The 16,629-nt window shown below is 36.3% G+C and carries 14 protein-coding genes; 12 read left to right on the top strand and 2 right to left on the bottom strand.

The annotated features are described in order from the left end of the window. Positions 1-142: 142 nt before the first annotated feature. On the bottom strand, positions 143-1,711 hold the full coding sequence (locus tag ACIQXJ_RS17560; RefSeq protein ID WP_403056144.1) for a PucR family transcriptional regulator: 1,569 nt from the start codon (positions 1,709-1,711) through the stop codon (positions 143-145). Between the two features lie 372 nt (positions 1,712-2,083). Here ACIQXJ_RS17560 and ACIQXJ_RS17555 point away from each other — a divergent pair, with 372 nt between their 5' ends. The 12 genes from ACIQXJ_RS17555 (at position 2,084) to ACIQXJ_RS17500 (ending at position 15,394) form a co-directional block, all read left to right on the top strand. Further along, positions 2,084-3,436, top strand: a complete 1,353-nt coding sequence (locus ACIQXJ_RS17555; RefSeq protein ID WP_403056147.1) for an aspartate aminotransferase family protein — start codon at positions 2,084-2,086, stop codon at positions 3,434-3,436. Positions 3,437-3,922: 486 nt separating this feature from the next. Next, positions 3,923-5,506 (top strand): glutathione ABC transporter substrate-binding protein, encoded by a 1,584-nt coding sequence (locus ACIQXJ_RS17550; protein ID WP_403056150.1) that lies wholly within the window; start codon positions 3,923-3,925, stop codon positions 5,504-5,506. A gap of 66 nt (positions 5,507-5,572) precedes the next feature. After that, positions 5,573-6,496, top strand: coding sequence for a nickel ABC transporter permease (gene nikB, locus ACIQXJ_RS17545; RefSeq protein ID WP_401010915.1), 924 nt, complete (start codon positions 5,573-5,575; stop codon positions 6,494-6,496). 13 nt (positions 6,497-6,509) lie between these two features. After that, positions 6,510-7,406 (top strand): ABC transporter permease, encoded by an 897-nt coding sequence (locus ACIQXJ_RS17540; protein ID WP_401010913.1) that lies wholly within the window; start codon positions 6,510-6,512, stop codon positions 7,404-7,406. An 11-nt stretch (positions 7,407-7,417) separates the two neighbouring features. Next, complete coding sequence (locus ACIQXJ_RS17535; RefSeq protein WP_403056154.1) at positions 7,418-8,410, top strand: ABC transporter ATP-binding protein; 993 nt, start codon at positions 7,418-7,420, stop codon at positions 8,408-8,410. Beyond that, on the top strand, positions 8,403-9,368 hold the full coding sequence (locus ACIQXJ_RS17530) for an ABC transporter ATP-binding protein (protein ID WP_403056157.1): 966 nt from the start codon (positions 8,403-8,405) through the stop codon (positions 9,366-9,368). Before ACIQXJ_RS17535 ends, ACIQXJ_RS17530 begins: the two co-directional genes overlap by 8 nt. Positions 9,369-9,386: 18 nt before the next feature. Further along, positions 9,387-10,265, top strand: coding sequence for a sugar phosphate isomerase/epimerase family protein (locus ACIQXJ_RS17525; protein ID WP_403056160.1), 879 nt, complete (start codon positions 9,387-9,389; stop codon positions 10,263-10,265). A gap of 11 nt (positions 10,266-10,276) precedes the next feature. After that, positions 10,277-11,335 (top strand): Gfo/Idh/MocA family protein, encoded by a 1,059-nt coding sequence (locus tag ACIQXJ_RS17520; protein ID WP_403056163.1) that lies wholly within the window; start codon positions 10,277-10,279, stop codon positions 11,333-11,335. Position 11,336: 1 nt separating this feature from the next. Further along, a complete protein-coding gene (locus ACIQXJ_RS17515) occupies positions 11,337-12,218 on the top strand; it encodes a sugar phosphate isomerase/epimerase family protein (RefSeq protein WP_403056424.1) in 882 nt (293 codons plus the stop codon). 14 nt (positions 12,219-12,232) lie between these two features. Further along, the gene (locus ACIQXJ_RS17510; RefSeq protein ID WP_403056166.1) at positions 12,233-13,381 is read left to right on the top strand and encodes an ROK family transcriptional regulator; all 1,149 of its coding nucleotides are present in this window, start codon (positions 12,233-12,235) and stop codon (positions 13,379-13,381) included. An 18-nt stretch (positions 13,382-13,399) separates the two neighbouring features. After that, positions 13,400-14,401: an asparaginase gene (locus ACIQXJ_RS17505; RefSeq protein ID WP_403056169.1), complete on the top strand. Its 1,002-nt coding sequence runs from the start codon at positions 13,400-13,402 to the stop codon at positions 14,399-14,401. A gap of 12 nt (positions 14,402-14,413) precedes the next feature. Continuing rightward, positions 14,414-15,394: an N-acetylglucosamine kinase gene (locus tag ACIQXJ_RS17500; protein WP_403056172.1), complete on the top strand. Its 981-nt coding sequence runs from the start codon at positions 14,414-14,416 to the stop codon at positions 15,392-15,394. A gap of 59 nt (positions 15,395-15,453) precedes the next feature. Here ACIQXJ_RS17500 and ACIQXJ_RS17495 read toward each other — a convergent pair whose 3' ends face one another. After that, a complete protein-coding gene (locus tag ACIQXJ_RS17495; protein WP_403056175.1) occupies positions 15,454-16,626 on the bottom strand; it encodes an FtsW/RodA/SpoVE family cell cycle protein in 1,173 nt (390 codons plus the stop codon). Between the last annotated feature and the right edge of the window lie 3 nt (positions 16,627-16,629).

Here is a 16,629-nt window from a genome sequence, read left to right as displayed (position 1 = left end):
GGCACCCAAACAATTCTGAATTCTATATCCAAGTAAAAATCCACGGAGACTTCTGCGGCTTACAAATTGCTGCGCGGAAAGCAAAGTGGATTTTTACGTTAAGTGCCAGGCACTCAAACAATTTTAGGAAGTCTACTTAATTTTACGTTTTATCTTCAATTAGTGAACTGGCAAGTAACATAAACTCAAGTGTAATACGATTGTGACCCTTCATAAAATTTTCACCTAGCAAACTTTCTAGCTTCTTTAGACGATGATAAAGTGTTTGCCGTACAATAAACAATTGATTGGCAGTTTGTTGTTTTGAGCCATTCGTTTGTAAATAAACTCGGAGTGTTTCTAGCAGTTTGCTGTTGTATTTTTTATCATATTCAATAACAGGCTGTAAATAATCTTGAATGACTTCTTGCAAATCCACTTGCATTTGTAATTTGTAAATAAGGTGGTACAAGTGCAAGTCATCATAAAAAAACGATGTCGTTTGAACTTTGCGACAAATATATAATGTTTCCAAAGCTGTTTGATAGCTCTTTGGAATTTCCTCGACATCCGAAACAACCTTACCGATCGCTAGCTGATACCCTTGCGACAATTGCTTTTTATAAAAATCCGTTTTTTGGAGCGTAGAAAATAACGTATTTAATAAATCGCGACTCGCTTTACAATCTTTTGTATGGAGTAGAATGAATATCACATAGCTCTTCCTTTCAAATAAAAAGGGGATGAAACCATTTTGTTCAAATAGATTTCGATAATAAAGCTTGCTATACACAATATCCTCTTGTACCTTCATGATTGTATAAGGTGAAGATAAAATAAACACCGCGCTACTATAATAAGTAAAGTTAGAATGATGAGCCACGATAAATTTATAGATTTCCTCTTTCGTCAACTTGTCATCGATCCAATCCGCTAAAATCGTTGCATCCTCAATATCTCTTTTCTCTTCTATATAAAATTCACGCATTAAAAGCTGGGCTAGTGCCGTCGCCGTACGATCTAAAATAAGTAATTCAAATTCTGAGAATAATCCATCTGCCCGATAAAGGGTTAAATCCGCATAATGCTGATCGACAATAAAAATAGGCTCATGTTTAAGTTGTGTTGATGATTTTGGCATATTTAATAAATGCTGTCTTTTCGCTAGAGGCATATTTGGGAAAAAGATAGCGTCCCGACCTTTAATAGAAAAAATGATTTGTGTGCGTAACGCTTGATAGAGGGTTTGCAAAATGTCATCCACGTTTTGTCCTAAAAGAGCGTTTTTGTTTAAAGTTTGTGAGTAAGTTTCTAATGAAGAAATCATAAAATATTGTTGATTCATGATCTGGCTATGTAAATCCTGTGTAATCCGAACAAAAGGCACTGTCTCATGAAAAACGATGATTGGGAAGTCATGGCGGTTAGCAAGTGAAAGAATAGATTCTGGTATTGTTTGTAAATAGGTGCCGTATTCTATGCAAAGTGCTGCACAGTTTTTTTCAATTAGAGACTCCACGAAAAAGATAAAGTCCTCAATATGATGCTGTAAGCTAATCCCCGTCGTTAAAACCAATTCGTCCCCGGCTAGGAAATTATCAACTTGTACAATTTCAATAACATGAGCCCACTTTACAATGCGTAATAACCCATCCTTGCCTGCAACGACCTCGGCGCTTTTAAAGTGTTCATTCTCTAATACATCCTTTACCTGAAGTTTATATTGACTCATCGAAGCCCTCCAATCAAAGTTCGTGTTGTAAATGGGAATTATGGACTTATAAGTGAAAAGTGATAATTTAGCTATTAATTAACGTCATATACTCTTTAAAAACTATTTATTCTATTTTACATTATGTTTAAAACAAAATCATAGAATTATACAGAATGTCTATTACATTGCTTTGTTAGAAGATGTAAAATTTTTGTAAGAAACAATTCAATCAAATAGGGGTGACACAATTAATAACCATGCTTGGAAATGGGGTTTTGATATCTACAGGAACAGGTTCATTTGCCTTTCCAAGTAAACAAATTACATTAGGTGGAACAGTTCAAGCTGCTTCAATAATAGAACTTAATATAATTAAAGGGGTGCATGTAAATGGTTCAAACAAATCTTAAGAGTGATGTATTAAAAAAAGATGAACAGTATGTCTGGCATTCAATGAAGCCCTATAATCCACAAGCCACGTATGTTGTAGAAAAATCGGATGGTGCAAGAATCGTTGATACAGAAGGTAATGAATACATTGACGCAATGGCAGGGTTATGGTGTGTAAATGTAGGCTACGGGCGTAAAGAATTAGCGGATGTTGCACATGAGCAAATGATGAAAAATGCATATGCGCCTCTATCACAAGGCCATTTACCCGCTGTTGAATTAGCAGAAAAGATTAACCAAATGCTTGGCGGCGATTACGTCGTTTTCTTTTCGAATAGTGGCTCTGAGGCAAATGAAACGGCATTTAAAATAGCGCGTCAATATCATCAACAAAAAGGGGAAAGTACGCGCTATAAAATTGTCTCACGTTATCGGGCATATCATGGAAACTCGTTTGGGGCTTTAGCTGCCACTGGGCAAGCAGAACGAAAATATAAATATGAACCGCTATCACCAGGTTTTATTCATGTAGCGCCGCCAGATCAATATCGTGAACCAGAAAATGACTCGATAGCACCAACTGACTTAGCGAGTGTAAAAGCCGTTGATAAAATGATGACATGGGAACTCGGCGATACCATTGCCGCGATGATCTTAGAACCAATTATTACAGGTGGTGGTGTTATCATGCCTCCAGAAAATTATATGAAGGGCATTGAGGCAGTCTGTAAAAAACATGGGGCTTTAATGATTGTCGATGAAGTAATATGCGGGTTTGGACGTACAGGAAAGCCGTTTGGTTTTATGAATTATGATGTGAAGCCTGATATTATAACGATGGCTAAAGGTATTACAAGTGCTTATTTACCTCTGTCAGCAACGGCAGTGAAACGAGAAATTTATGAAGCCTTTACAGGAACAGATGCATACGGTTATTTCCGCCATGTCAACACATTTGGTGGATCTCCTGTAGCCTGTGCTGTCGCGTTGAAAAATATTGAAATTCTTGAGCGAGAAGCATTATTTGAGCGATCTAAGGAAGTGGGAGCTAAAACACTACAAACACTTCAAAATGCTTTAAACACGCATCCAAATGTAGGAGATGTGCGAGGTAAAGGCTTATTGATTGGGATTGAATTAGTTGTAGATAAAGTTTCGAAAGAACCTTTACCAGTGGAAAAAGTGAATGCTGTCATTGCAGCATGTAAAGGGCAAGGTGTCATCATTGGGAAAAATGGAGCTACCGTAGCAGGGTATAATAATGTCTTAACGTTATCACCTCCACTTAATATTGTACAAGAAGATCTTGACCGCATCCTAAATGTGGTTGTCGATAGTATAAATACGCTATAGTAACTATTCACGAAAGTTCTAAAAGCCGCTAATAAAGGCTTTTAGAACTTTTATTGTGGCACTTTGTAGCATAAATAATCTTCGGGTTAATTATTATAGTCCAATAAAAATAATTATAAAATTCTGAATTTTATTAAAAAAACACTGGAAATATTAGATTTCATAGTTTATAGTTGTAAAAAAATAATAAATTTTCTGATTATTAAAACAATGTCCTGAAAGGGAATATTTTTTTACTTACTTATTTTCAGCGGTGGAATAAATACATCTTGTTATTTGAACTATACTTTCTGATTAAAAGCAATTGTGATAGTTGAGGAAGCAACGCCTTTCCTGAATTGAATTGACTAATCGTAAGAAAATATAGTTTTATTTTTTGTCTATTTATTTTCAGCAGTGGAGAAAATAAATGTTTTTAGTAATTATATTTCTTATTTTAAGTTATAAGAAATATTTTTATATATTTTTACAAAGGGGGAAGATGAGATGAATTATGTTAAAAATTTAGTTTTTGTCATACTATGTACGTTGCTTTTAGCAGCATGCGCAGAGAAAGATAATTCTAACGCATCAAATACTGGGGATAAGTCTACTACAGAATCAGGCACAGCTAGTTCAAAAAATGAACTTGTCATCGCTGTAAATGAAAATTTTATTTCAATGGATCCGCATAACACAGGGGATACTAATTCGAATTCTGTACAGGAGACGATGCTAGAAGGATTATTAGGCTTCGATGCAGATGGACAAATAATTAAGGTTTTAGCAGATGATTATTCAATAAGTGAAGACGCTCTTGTATATACGTTCAAACTTCGAGAAGGAGTTACTTTCCATGACGGGGAACAGTTTAATGCTGAGGCTGTAAAGGCTAACATTGAAAGAATCATGAATGATGAAAGCTTACGCTTATATTCTCGTGGTTTTAGCTTAATTAGCAATGTTGAAATTCTAGGTGACTATGAGATTAAAGTTACTTTAAAAGAACCATACGGTCCAATGATTACTCGCTTCGGAGTTGCCAAAATGATTAGTCCAAAAATGATTAAAGATAATTTAGCAGACATACCTAAAAAACCTGTCGGTACAGGTCCTTATAAATTTGTTGAATGGGTACAAGGAGACCATTTAACAATTGAAAATTTTGATGGCTATTGGGGTGGCGGAGAACGTGTTTCTAAAATCACCTATAAACCAGTACCAGAAAACGGATCACGAGTAGCGATGCTAAAAGCAGGTGATGCACAGGTTATCTATCCAGTGCCATCTCAAAATATTGATGAACTTTCTAAAAGTAAAGATGTAGAAGTTAATAAAGTTCCTTCTACAATTGCACACTACGTTTCATTAAATACCTATAAGAAACCTTTGAATGATATTAAAGTTCGACAAGCCTTTAACTATGCTGTGGACAAAGATGCTTATATAAAAGTGGTTAATGCGGGGTTAGGTTTACCATTAGACTCCATTATTCCTTCAAAAACAGTTTATTATAAGCAACAAAAATTATATGAACACAATATTGAAAAGGCAAAAGAATTATTGGCTGAGGCTGGCTATCCTGATGGCTTCGATATTGAAATCTGGGGGAACACAAACTCAGATACGATGAAAGGTATGCAATTTATTCAACAACAGTTAGGTCAAATCGGTGTAAAAGTAGAAATTAAATCAATGGAAGAAGGCACTTTATCAGATGAAATCTATGGTGCACAAACACCAGATGATGCGAAATTACAAATGTGGTATGTGAGTTGGTCAGCCTATGCTTCGGATATAACGAACGCGACAAAGCCTCTTTTCCATAGCGTATCATTCCCACCAAATGGTGCAAATACAGCTTACTATAATAACACGGAGGCAGATCAATTAATGGATGAAGCTAACTCCATTTCAGATGTAGATCGCCAAGCTGAACTATATGAAAAATTACAGGAAATCGTATATCAAGATACGCCTTGGATTTTCTTAGGGGTGGATGAGGTTGTATATGGTGTTCGCTCAAATGTCAGTGGTGTGTTAGTAAACCCTACAGGTGGACTTGATGTAAAGAATGCCAAAGTGGAGTAATGCACGGTAAAAGGAATTGATGCTAGTCAATTCCTTTTCTACAAAAATAGAAAGGAGGAAGGCGCGGTGTGGAAATATATAGCAAGAAGAACTGTTGAAATGATACCGATTTTAATTGTCATTTCCATATTAACATTTTTATTTATTCATTTCATACCAGGTGACCCTGCACGGTTAGTAGCTGGTAAGGATGCCACGCTAGAAGATGTTGAAAATGTAAGACATGAGATGGGTCTAGATAAACCTATTCTTAAACAATATGTGGATTATATGAAAAATCTTGTGACGGGTGAACTTGGAACATCATTAACAACAGGACTACCTGTCATTGATATGTTTAAAACAAGGTTTATGCCTTCTCTGCAACTTACTTTCCTTTCCATGTTTTGGGCTACATTAATGGGTTTGGCGATTGGCGTTTTTTCTGCCATCAATAAAAATAAATGGCCTGATTATTTTGGAATGGTAACGGCTGTATCTGGTATTTCGATTCCAGGATTTTGGCTGGGCCTTTTATTGATTCAATTATTTTCAGTGCAACTAGGGTTACTTCCGACAGGTGGATTAGATGGCTTTTCTAGTTATATTTTACCTTCCTTGACATTAGGAGCTGGCATTATGTCAATGATCGCTAGATTTACTCGATCTTCCATGCTTGAAACGTTACAAGCAGATTATATAAGAACAGGGAGAGCAAAAGGATTGAAAGAACGCTCCGTTATTGTGACACATGCTTTAAGAAATTCCTTAATTTCTGTGGTAACGGTAGCAGGCTTGCAATTTGGATTTCTATTAGGTGGATCGGTGGTAGTGGAGACCGTTTTTAGTTTTCCAGGAATGGGACGACTTCTAATCGATTCTATCGCATTTCGAGATTACCCCGTTATTCAGTCAGCACTGCTGTTATTTGCATTAGAATTTATTTTAGTGAATTTAGTCGTAGATGTACTTTATACAGTGTTAAATCCAAAAATCCAATTAGATTCTTAAGGGAGGGAACAATATGACTTCACCAACTACTGTGCAAAATAGCCAAGTGCAAAATACACAAAGAAAATACTCTCCTCTTAAAGAATTTTGGAAGTCTTTTAAAAAACAAAAGGCTGCATTGGTAGCAAGTATCTTTATAGGATTGTTAATTGTAGTTGCTATTATTGGTCCTTATATCGCGCCGTACGATCCTTTCGAACCAAATTATGATGCTTTATTAGAGGGACCAAGTGCAAGTCATTTGGCAGGAACGGATGAGTATGGTCGAGATATTTTTAGTCGTTTAATAGTAGGAGCAAAAATATCCTTGATGGTAAGTTTTAGTGCCGTATTTTTAGGCTTAATACTAGGAACGATTTTAGGTTTAATTAGCGGTTACTTTGGTGGGTGGATTGACAAAATCATCATGCGTAGCTGTGATGTATTATTTTCATTCCCTGATTTATTGTTAGCCATTGCTATTGTAGCCTTATTAGGTCCTGGTATTAATAATGTCATTATTGCTGTGATGATTTTTAGTGTACCATCTTTTGCCCGTTTAGTAAGAGGTGCTACATTGAATGCGAAAGAGAATGTATACGTAGAGGCAGCTCAATCAATGGGAGCTTCGCATGTTAGAGTGCTGTGGAAACATATTTTCCCTGAAACCATGAATGAATTAATCATTTTTGTCACAATGCGAATAGGAACAGCCATTTTAGCAGCTTCTGGTTTAAGTTTTTTAGGCTTAGGTGCCAGCCCTGAAATGCCTGAGTGGGGGGTAATGCTAAGTAGCGGGCGTGACTATTTAGGAACATCATCGCACGTAGTCATCATGCCGGGCATTGCTATATTTTTAACCGTACTGGCATTTAACTTAATAGGTGATGGATTACGAGATGTATTAGATCCAAAAATAAAAAATAATTAAGGAGAATGCCTATGTCAGAACATGTATTGCGAGTAACTGACTTAGAAACGTCCTTTACGCGTGATAAAAAGGAAATCAAGATTTTAAGGGGTGTCAATTTTTCCATCCGTAAAGGAGAAATATTAGGCTTAGTGGGAGAATCGGGTAGCGGGAAAAGCTTAACATCGTTATCCATCATGCAATTATTCCACGGTACTACAGGCAAAATCGTTAATGGTTCTATACATTTTAATGGTCATGACTTGACGAAAATGTCCGAATCTGAAATTCGGAAGATTCGTGGCAAGCAAATGGCGATGATTTTTCAAGAGCCTATGACTTCTTTAAACCCTGTCTTAAAAATTGGCAAGCAGTTAATGGAAGCAATTGAGATGCATTTGAAGCTGCCGAAGAACGAAAGCAAGCATCACGCAATCCAAACGTTAAAAAGTGTGGGTATAGGAAGAGCCGAGGAAATCATTTATGAATATCCACATCAGCTATCAGGAGGAATGCGCCAGCGAGTAATGATTGCTATGGCTATGGCCTGCCATCCTAAATTACTTATTGCTGACGAACCAACCACTGCGCTTGATGTCACGATACAAGCGCAAATTTTAGAGCTAATGAAAAATCTAAAGGAAGAAAATGAGACAGCTATTCTATTAATCACACATGATTTAGGTGTTGTTGCTGAAATGTGCGATAAGGTAGTTGTAATGTATGCAGGGCAGGTTGTAGAGGAAGCAGATGTCTTTGAGTTATTTGCTAGCCCAAAGCATCCTTATACAAAAGGATTAATTGCATCTGTACCGAAAATTGGTGATAACAAAGAAATATTAGATTCTATCAATGGTCAAGTACCATCCCCGCAAAATATGCCAAATGGTTGTAAATTTGCTCCACGATGTAATGAAGCGATGTCTATATGCCATCAGGAGAGTCCACCGACAGTGGGAATTTCAGCTACACGGCAATGTAGCTGCTGGCTATATGCGAAAAAGGATGTGAAAGTAAATGCCTAACAGTATTTTAAAAGTGGAGAATTTAAAAAAAAGCTTTCAAACAGCGGGTGGATTATTTCAAAAAAAGCAATATGTTAACGCAGTCATAGATGTTTCCTTTGAAATAGAAGAAGGTACGACATTTAGTCTAGTTGGAGAAAGTGGTTGTGGAAAATCTACGACAGGCAGGTTAATCACTAGATTAATAGCACCAACAAATGGAAGTATTATTGTGGGCGGGAAAGAAGTAGCTACTGCAAAGCAATCCGAATTAAAGCATTTAAGGCAAACTGTTCAAATGATTTTTCAAGATCCATATGCCTCATTGAATCCACGAATGAAGGTAAAGGAGCTTGTTGGTGAGCCTTTAGAAATTCATTCAAAACTTTCAAAAGCCGAGCGTGAAAAACTAGTTCTTGAAATGTTGGAAGTCGTGGGATTAAATGCTGAACATGCCGACCGCTATGCACATGAGTTCAGTGGTGGACAAAGACAGCGTTTAGGTATTGCACGCGCTTTAATAACAAAACCAAAATTAATTATTGCTGATGAGCCTGTGTCGGCGTTGGATGTATCTATACAATCGCAAATTTTAAATCTATTAAAGCAATTGCAGCAAGAATATAAAATATCTTATCTTTTTATTTCACACGATTTAAGTGTTGTAGAACATATTAGCCATAATATAGGCGTTATGTATTTAGGGTCCATTGTAGAAATCGGGCGAAAAGAAACTATATTTAATGAACCTAAGCATCCTTATACACAAGCACTCATTGCTTCCGTGCCGATAGCAGACCCAACATTACGAAAAAAGAAGATTGTTTTAACTGGTGATATTCCGAATCCTAAAAACCCGCCAAGTGGTTGTACCTTCCACACAAGGTGTCCCCTTGCATCAGATATATGTAAGCAAGCTATTCCGGAAATGAAAAAAATTAACGATGAGCAAAGTGTTGCATGTCACTTTGTCAATTAATAGAGAGGGTGTTCATAAATGAAAATAGGGTTAAGCACATACAGTATGGTCAAAAAAATGAGGCAGGGGGAAATGAATGTTCTGGATGTTTTGCAATGGGTAGCAGACAACGGAGGACAGCATGTAGAATTAGTACCCTATGAATTTACTGTTGTAGATAACTATGAACTTGCAACACAAATTAAAGAAAAAGCTGCAGAGCTAGGGCTAGCGTTATCTGCCTATTCATTACCAGCAAACTTTATTCAGGATACGGAGGAAGCTTTTCTAGAAGAAGTTGAGCGCTTAAAGAAACATATTGATGTAGTACATCATATGGGCATTAACATTATGCGCCATGACGTTACGCTTTTTACTTTACCAAAGGAGTTAACAACCATTCATTATTACAATGAACATTTTGAAGAAATGGTTAGAGGTTGTCAGTTGATTGCAGATTACGCGAAACAATTTGGTATTACGACAACGATTGAAAATCACGGCTTTAATGTTCAAACAAGTGATCGTGTACAACAATTAATTCATGCAGTTAACAGAGATAACTTTAAAACAACTTTAGATATCGGAAATTTTTTATGTATTGATGAAGAACCTCTAATTGGTGTGATGAAAAACATCCCTTATGCTGCTACGGTGCATTTCAAAGATTTTTATATTCGACCTTATTATGAAAATCCAGGAGAGGGCGAATGGTACCGTACAGTTCATAACAATTACATTAGAGGAGCTATTGTCGGACATGGCGATATAAATATTCGAGAAATTATTAAGCTCGTAAAAGGCAGTGGATATGATGGCTATCTTACAGTGGAATTTGAAGGCATGGAAGATTGTCAAGTTGGTTCAAAAATAGGGATGGATAATGTACGTCGTTTATGGGACGAGTGCAAGCTCTAAGGGGGATGGATATGAATAAATTAAAAGTTTGTGTAATCGGCACAGGTTCCATTTCCGATTATCATTTAGGCTCCTATATGAAAAATCCAGCGGTTGAGTTATATGGCGTGTATGATGCCTCCATTGAACGAGGTAAGGCAAAAGCAGCTCAATATGGAGCAACTCATGTTTTCTCTTCGAAGGAAGCGTTATTCGCAGACAAAAATCTAGATGCTGTAAGTATTTGTACATGGAATAATACACATGCCGAATTGGCAATTCTTGCATTAGAAAATGACTTACATGTGCTAATCGAAAAGCCTTTATCCATGACCTATGCGGAGGCTTTAAACATTCAAAAGATTGCCCAAAAGCATCAGAAAGTATTTCAAGTGGGCTATGTTAGACGGTTTGCAACAAATACCAAAGTACTGAAAAGCTTCATCGACGATAACAAACTAGGCGATATTTATTATGCGAAAGCTTCATGTCTAAGAAGATTAGGTAATCCAGGAGGCTGGTTTGCAGAAATCGATAAGTCTGGTGGTGGCCCTTTAATTGATTTAGGTGTACATGTGATTGATATATGCTGGTATTTAATGGGTAGACCAAAGGTAAAACGTATAACAGGTCATACTTACAATCAATTAGGAAATAGAAATCATATTGAAAATTTATCTTTTTACAAGGCTGCAGACTATGATGCTACTAAAAATACAGTAGAAGACTTAGCGAATGCCCTTATTACATTTGAGAATGGGGCGTCGCTAATGGTAGACGTTTCTTATACACTACATGCAATCAAAGATGAAATCAGTATTAAGCTATATGGTACGAACGGTGGAGCAGAGCTAGAGCCTGAGTTGAAAATTGTAAGTGAAGAGCATAATACGATTTTAAATATTCATCCGCAAATTAACGATTTAACATTTGATTTTGCGAAAGCTTTTCAAAATGAAATCAATTCATTTGTTGATTGCTGTCTTCATCAATATGAATCAGTTGCACCTGTGGAAGATGGGGTAGAAATTATGAAAATCTTAGAGGGCATTTATATATCTGCAACTGAAGGAAAGGAAGTTGTTTATTAAGATGGTGAAATTGGACAATAAAATAGGCGTGATAGTAGATAGTTTTCGTTTGCCTATTCGTGAAGGTTTATTAAAGGCGAAAGAAGTTGGTGCACAAGGGGTACAAATATATGCAGTTTCAGGTGAGTTGGACCCGGATAATTTAAATGCTGCACAAAGAGCAGAATTGAAGCAGTACATTTTAGAGTTAGGTCTAGAAATCTCCGCATTATGTGGAGACTTAGGAGGACATGGCTTTCAAGATAAAACAGAAAATGCCTGGAAAATAAAAAAATCGAAAGAAATTATGCAATTAGCTAAGGATCTGGGAACATCCATTGTTACAACCCATATTGGTATTGTTCCTGAAGATGAAAATGATCCAATTTATCAAACAATGCTCGAAGCCTGTGAAGAATTAGGTCAATATGCTACATCATTAGATGCTTACTTTGCGATTGAAACGGGTCCAGAAACGACTAAAACATTAAAGGGATTTTTAGATAAACTATCGACAAATGGTGTATCGGTTAATTTTGATCCTGCCAACATGGTGATGGTAACGAATGATGACCCTGTAGCTGGCGTTAAACTTTTAAAGAATTATATCGTACATACACATGTAAAAGATGGTATTCAACTGCAGCCAACGGACCCCAAAGATGTGTATGGGTACTTAGGATACGATTCTGGAACATCTCATGATAAAATAGAAGAAATGGTGGAAAATGGAGAGTTTTTTAGAGAGCTTCCATTAGGACAAGGAGATGTCAATTTCGAGCTTTATTTTTTAGCTTTGCAGGAAATCGGATACAATGGCTATTTAACTATTGAACGAGAAGTGAGATCAAATCCTGAAAAAGACATCAAAGAAGCTGTCCATTTTATAGAAAAGTTTAAATAGGGGTTGAATCAATTTTGAAAAAGCAAGATCAAGTTCAGATGCGAAAGCAAAATAAATATATTGTGCTTGACGCAATAAGACAGATGGCGCCAATTTCAAGAATTCAATTATCAAAATATACGAAAATGAGCCCTACGACCATTACTCGCATTGTGCAGGAACTAGAAGCGGAAGGCTTTATTCAAGAAGGAATATCGGAAGAAACAGCCATTGGTAGACGTCCTACGTTAATTCATATGCGTGAAGATGCTTTATATACTATTGGGATAGAAATTGATTGCTTTACTATTCGGATAGGTATATTAGATTTCTTAGGGAAGCTTATTGCCTTTCAAGAAGTCAAATGTAGTATCAGGCATCAATATGAGGAAGCTTTACATCTACTGAAACAGTCTATCGATAATATCATGACGGAATATCAGATTGTTCAAGATAAATTACTAGGCATTGGGATAGGAATTCCAGGAGTAATCAATAACGAGGAAGGAATAATCGTTTCCTCTGAGCAATTGAAGTGGGAAAACTGCCACATAAAAGAAGATTTAAATTGTGTTTTTGGTTGTGAAGTCATCATAGATAATGAATTAAAAATGCAAATCAATGCTGAAATTGGTGATATTTATACACCACAGTATTCAAATTGTATTTTAGTCGGAATTGGAACGGGCATAGGTGCATCTATATTATTAAATGGAGAAGTCTATCGTGGCATTCAAAATAAAGCGGGAGAAATAAGCCATATAACGATTAATCCCTTTGGTGAAATGTGTCATTGTGGTAAAAGAGGATGCCTATCCATGTATGTTTCTGAAGTAGCGTTGTTAAAAAGGACGCCTAAAAATCTTAATATTCAATCAATAGAAGAGGTTTTGCATTGTGTTGATCAAGGTGAGCAATGGGCAATCAATATTCAACAAGATGTAGCTACATTTTTAGCTATTGCCATCAATAATCTAGTTTGTTTATATGAACCGGAGGCTGTCATAGTCAGTGGAGAAATTATTGAGCACAATGTAACATTTCAAAAACTACTTAGTGAAAAGTGTAGACAGTATATATGGAAAGAATTACAACCCTTTGATTTGCAGTTTTCAAATCAATTAAAAGAAGGGGTTGTTAAAGGAGCGGCATTACAAGCTCAAAAGCAGTTGCTGTCTGTTTAAAGAAAGGTTGGTTAATTCATGGCTTACTCAGAATTTTTAAAAGAGTATCGTTCAGGATTAATGGAAAATGTGCATTATGGACAAATGAGTGCTGTGAATCTAACGAAGGAAGAATTTGTCTCTGTAGGTCAAGATTATGAGCCCGTGTATTTTCGTTCTGCAGCAAAACCATTTCAAGCGATTCCCATTTTTATGACCGATTTTATAGAAAAGTACGGGATTACTTCAAAAGAAAGTGCATTGTTTCTGGCTTCACAAAGAGGTGAAATTTATCATCAAGAGGCATTAGTCTCTTTGTTAGAAAAAATACCTATTAATGAAAATGAGTTAATTTGTGCAGCATCCTATCCATTAAATGAGGAACCTAAAACACAGTATATTCAACAGGGCTTTGAAAAGAGGAAACTATTTCATAATTGTGCGGGCAAGCATTTAGGATTTTTAACTGCCTGTCTAGCAAATGGCTATGATGTTAAGCAATATTGCCAGCCAGATCATCCACTGCAGCAGATGATAAAAAAATACATTGCTTATTTAAGTGAATATGATGTGGAGAAAATTCGTACAGGGATTGATGGCTGTGGTGCGCCGGTCTTGGCGATTCCGCTAAAAAATATGGCATTAGCCTATTTAAAGCTAGCACGACCAGAATTAATTGATGATCAACAGATTCGTGAAGCAGTAATAAAGCTTACTGGCGTAATGAATCAACATAATCATATCATTGCATCTCAAAACTTTATTTGTACGGCATTATTAAAGGACCCTAATATTGTGGCGAAGGGCGGGGCACAGGGCGTATATTGTTTTGCTCTAAGGAAAGAAGGGGTAAGTTTTGCCTTGAAAATTATGAATGGCTCAGAAAGTCCGTGGCCAAATGTAATTGCTTCTGTATTGGAACAAATTCAGTATACAAATCAAGAAACAATTGAGCGTATTAAGGCATTGTCTCCTTCATTTGTGCGTAATGACGCAGGGGTTGAGGTAGGAGAAATTGTATCTACAATTAAAATTGTATAGAGGTGAAGGCACTTGTATGTTTTGGCAATTGACGGTGGTGGAACAAAAACAATTGCAACAATCTCAACATATCGTGGTCAAATTATGGCACTAGCTGAAACGGGTAAAAGTAACCCGACATCCATGAGTTTGGAGCAATTTACAGAGACGATAACAGAACTAATAAATGATTTAAAAAGACAGGGACTTCACGAATTTCAACATATTACAAAGTGCCATGCGGGACTATCTGGTGTAACAGAAAATAATAATGAGAAAATTACCCATGAGTTATTAACCTCTCTTTTACCTCAAGACTGTCAACTATCACTATCGAATGATGGGTTGAACGCGTTATATGCGGGAACATTGGGTCAGCCTGGCATTGTACAGATTTCTGGTACAGGGGCGATTACACTCAGTATAGATTCGTCTGGAAGAATTGAGCGTACAGCAGGATGGGGTTATATTTTTGATGATGAGGGCAGTGGCTATGATATTGGCATTCGCACATTAAAAGCGGTATTTAAAGCATTTGATAAAAGAGGTCCTGAAACGCTCCTAACAACAGCAGTATTAGAATATTTTCAATTACAATCCGTTCCGCAGATAATTGAAGTAGTGTATGGTGAAGGACATCCACGTGATACAATATCCCCTTTAAGTAAGGTAGCAATCGAATGCGCTAAACGTGGTGATGGAGAAGCCCAAACAATTATTGATCAGGTATGCCATGTTTTTTATCAAAGTATAGATGCTTGTTACAAGAAAAATTCGTTTGCAGATCAGCGTATAAAAGTAGTGCTAGCTGGAGGAGTTTTTAATGAGTTGAGGCTATTTATTGAAAAATTAGTCGCTATTGATAAAAAGAATAGTAATCAGTATGACTTCATGGGTGCCTATAGCTTACCAGTGGGTGGTGCCGCTTTAGCTGCATTAAAATTATCTAGTAATGAAGCTAAAATATTTATCGATCAATATAATGCAAGTATGACAGAGTTTTTAACTAATTAATCCCCCCTTTAACCTAGCAAGTAGAGAATGGTATGTACTTATTCTCTACTTGCATTTTATTAGTCCCCTACTTTAAACATATATCCCTTATAAGAGTTATGGATAATCATAACGATACCCATCAACATGAAATTTGAAAGTAGTGAACTCCCTCCATAGCTTAGAAACGGTAACGTTACTCCTGTTACAGGTAAAAGTCCAATCGTCATACCGATATTTTGCGTAATTTGGAATGCTAATAAACTGGAGATGCCTGCACCCATAAGTGTCATAAATGGATCCTTGGCTTGTACCGTAATTAGGACAATACGGTAAATAACAAAAAATAATAGTGCAATAACAAAAGCCCCTCCAATAAAACCTACTTCTTCAGCGATAGCAGAAAAAATGAAATCCGTATGCTTTTCTGGGACATAGACATTATTTTGTAAATAGCCTTTCCCAATAAACTCACCTGAACCTATGGCCATAAAGCCTTGTCTAGTCTGAAAGGATGAATCAGTATATTCATAAGGTTGTAGCCACCCATAAATACGAGAAATCTGATGCCCTGATAATTTACTTAATAACTTATCTGTAAAAAAATCATTAAACTTTATATAAAGAGTAGCAATAACAGCCACAATTGAAACTGGTATGGCTGTAAAGATTACGAGTAATTTAGTTTGAATGCCTGAGAAGTAAATCATCGGTATGATCATTGCCATGTATAACATAACCATGCCTGTATCAGGTTGCTTATAGACAGCAAGTGTCGGTGGAAGAGTAATAATGCCAATCGTAAATAGTAGGCGCATATCTGATAGGAAGGAAGGGCGTACATATTTTGCTTGATGGGCAACAATGACTTTACTTACAACAATTAAAAATGCAAACTTCAAAAACTCTGATGGCTGAAATGATCCTAAAAGTGGAACTTGATACCAAGATTTCGCCTCATTTATCGTTCGAGCGATGCTTTCTGGAGCAATAAATAAGCCAAATGTGAGGGCTACGATAAACCAATAAAAGGGCCAGCCTATTTTTTTAAGTTGTTCAATATCAAGTGTTGCAACGCCATACATAATTAAAAATCCAAGGCTATAATAAATAAATTGCTTTACAATAAACAAGCTTGCATACTGTTCAAATGCTATACTGCTAGAATGTACGAAAAGACAACTAATAATACCTAGCAATAATAGACTAATTGCTAAACTATTATCTAATTTTTTTAGCTGCAACAGTTTCACCTC

The organism is Lysinibacillus sp. NPDC097868 (assembly GCF_044761135.1).
Taxonomy (GTDB): Bacteria; Bacillota; Bacilli; order Bacillales_A; family Planococcaceae; genus Lysinibacillus.
Note: the sequence above shows the minus strand (reverse complement) of the source record. Positions and strands in the feature narration are given on the sequence as shown.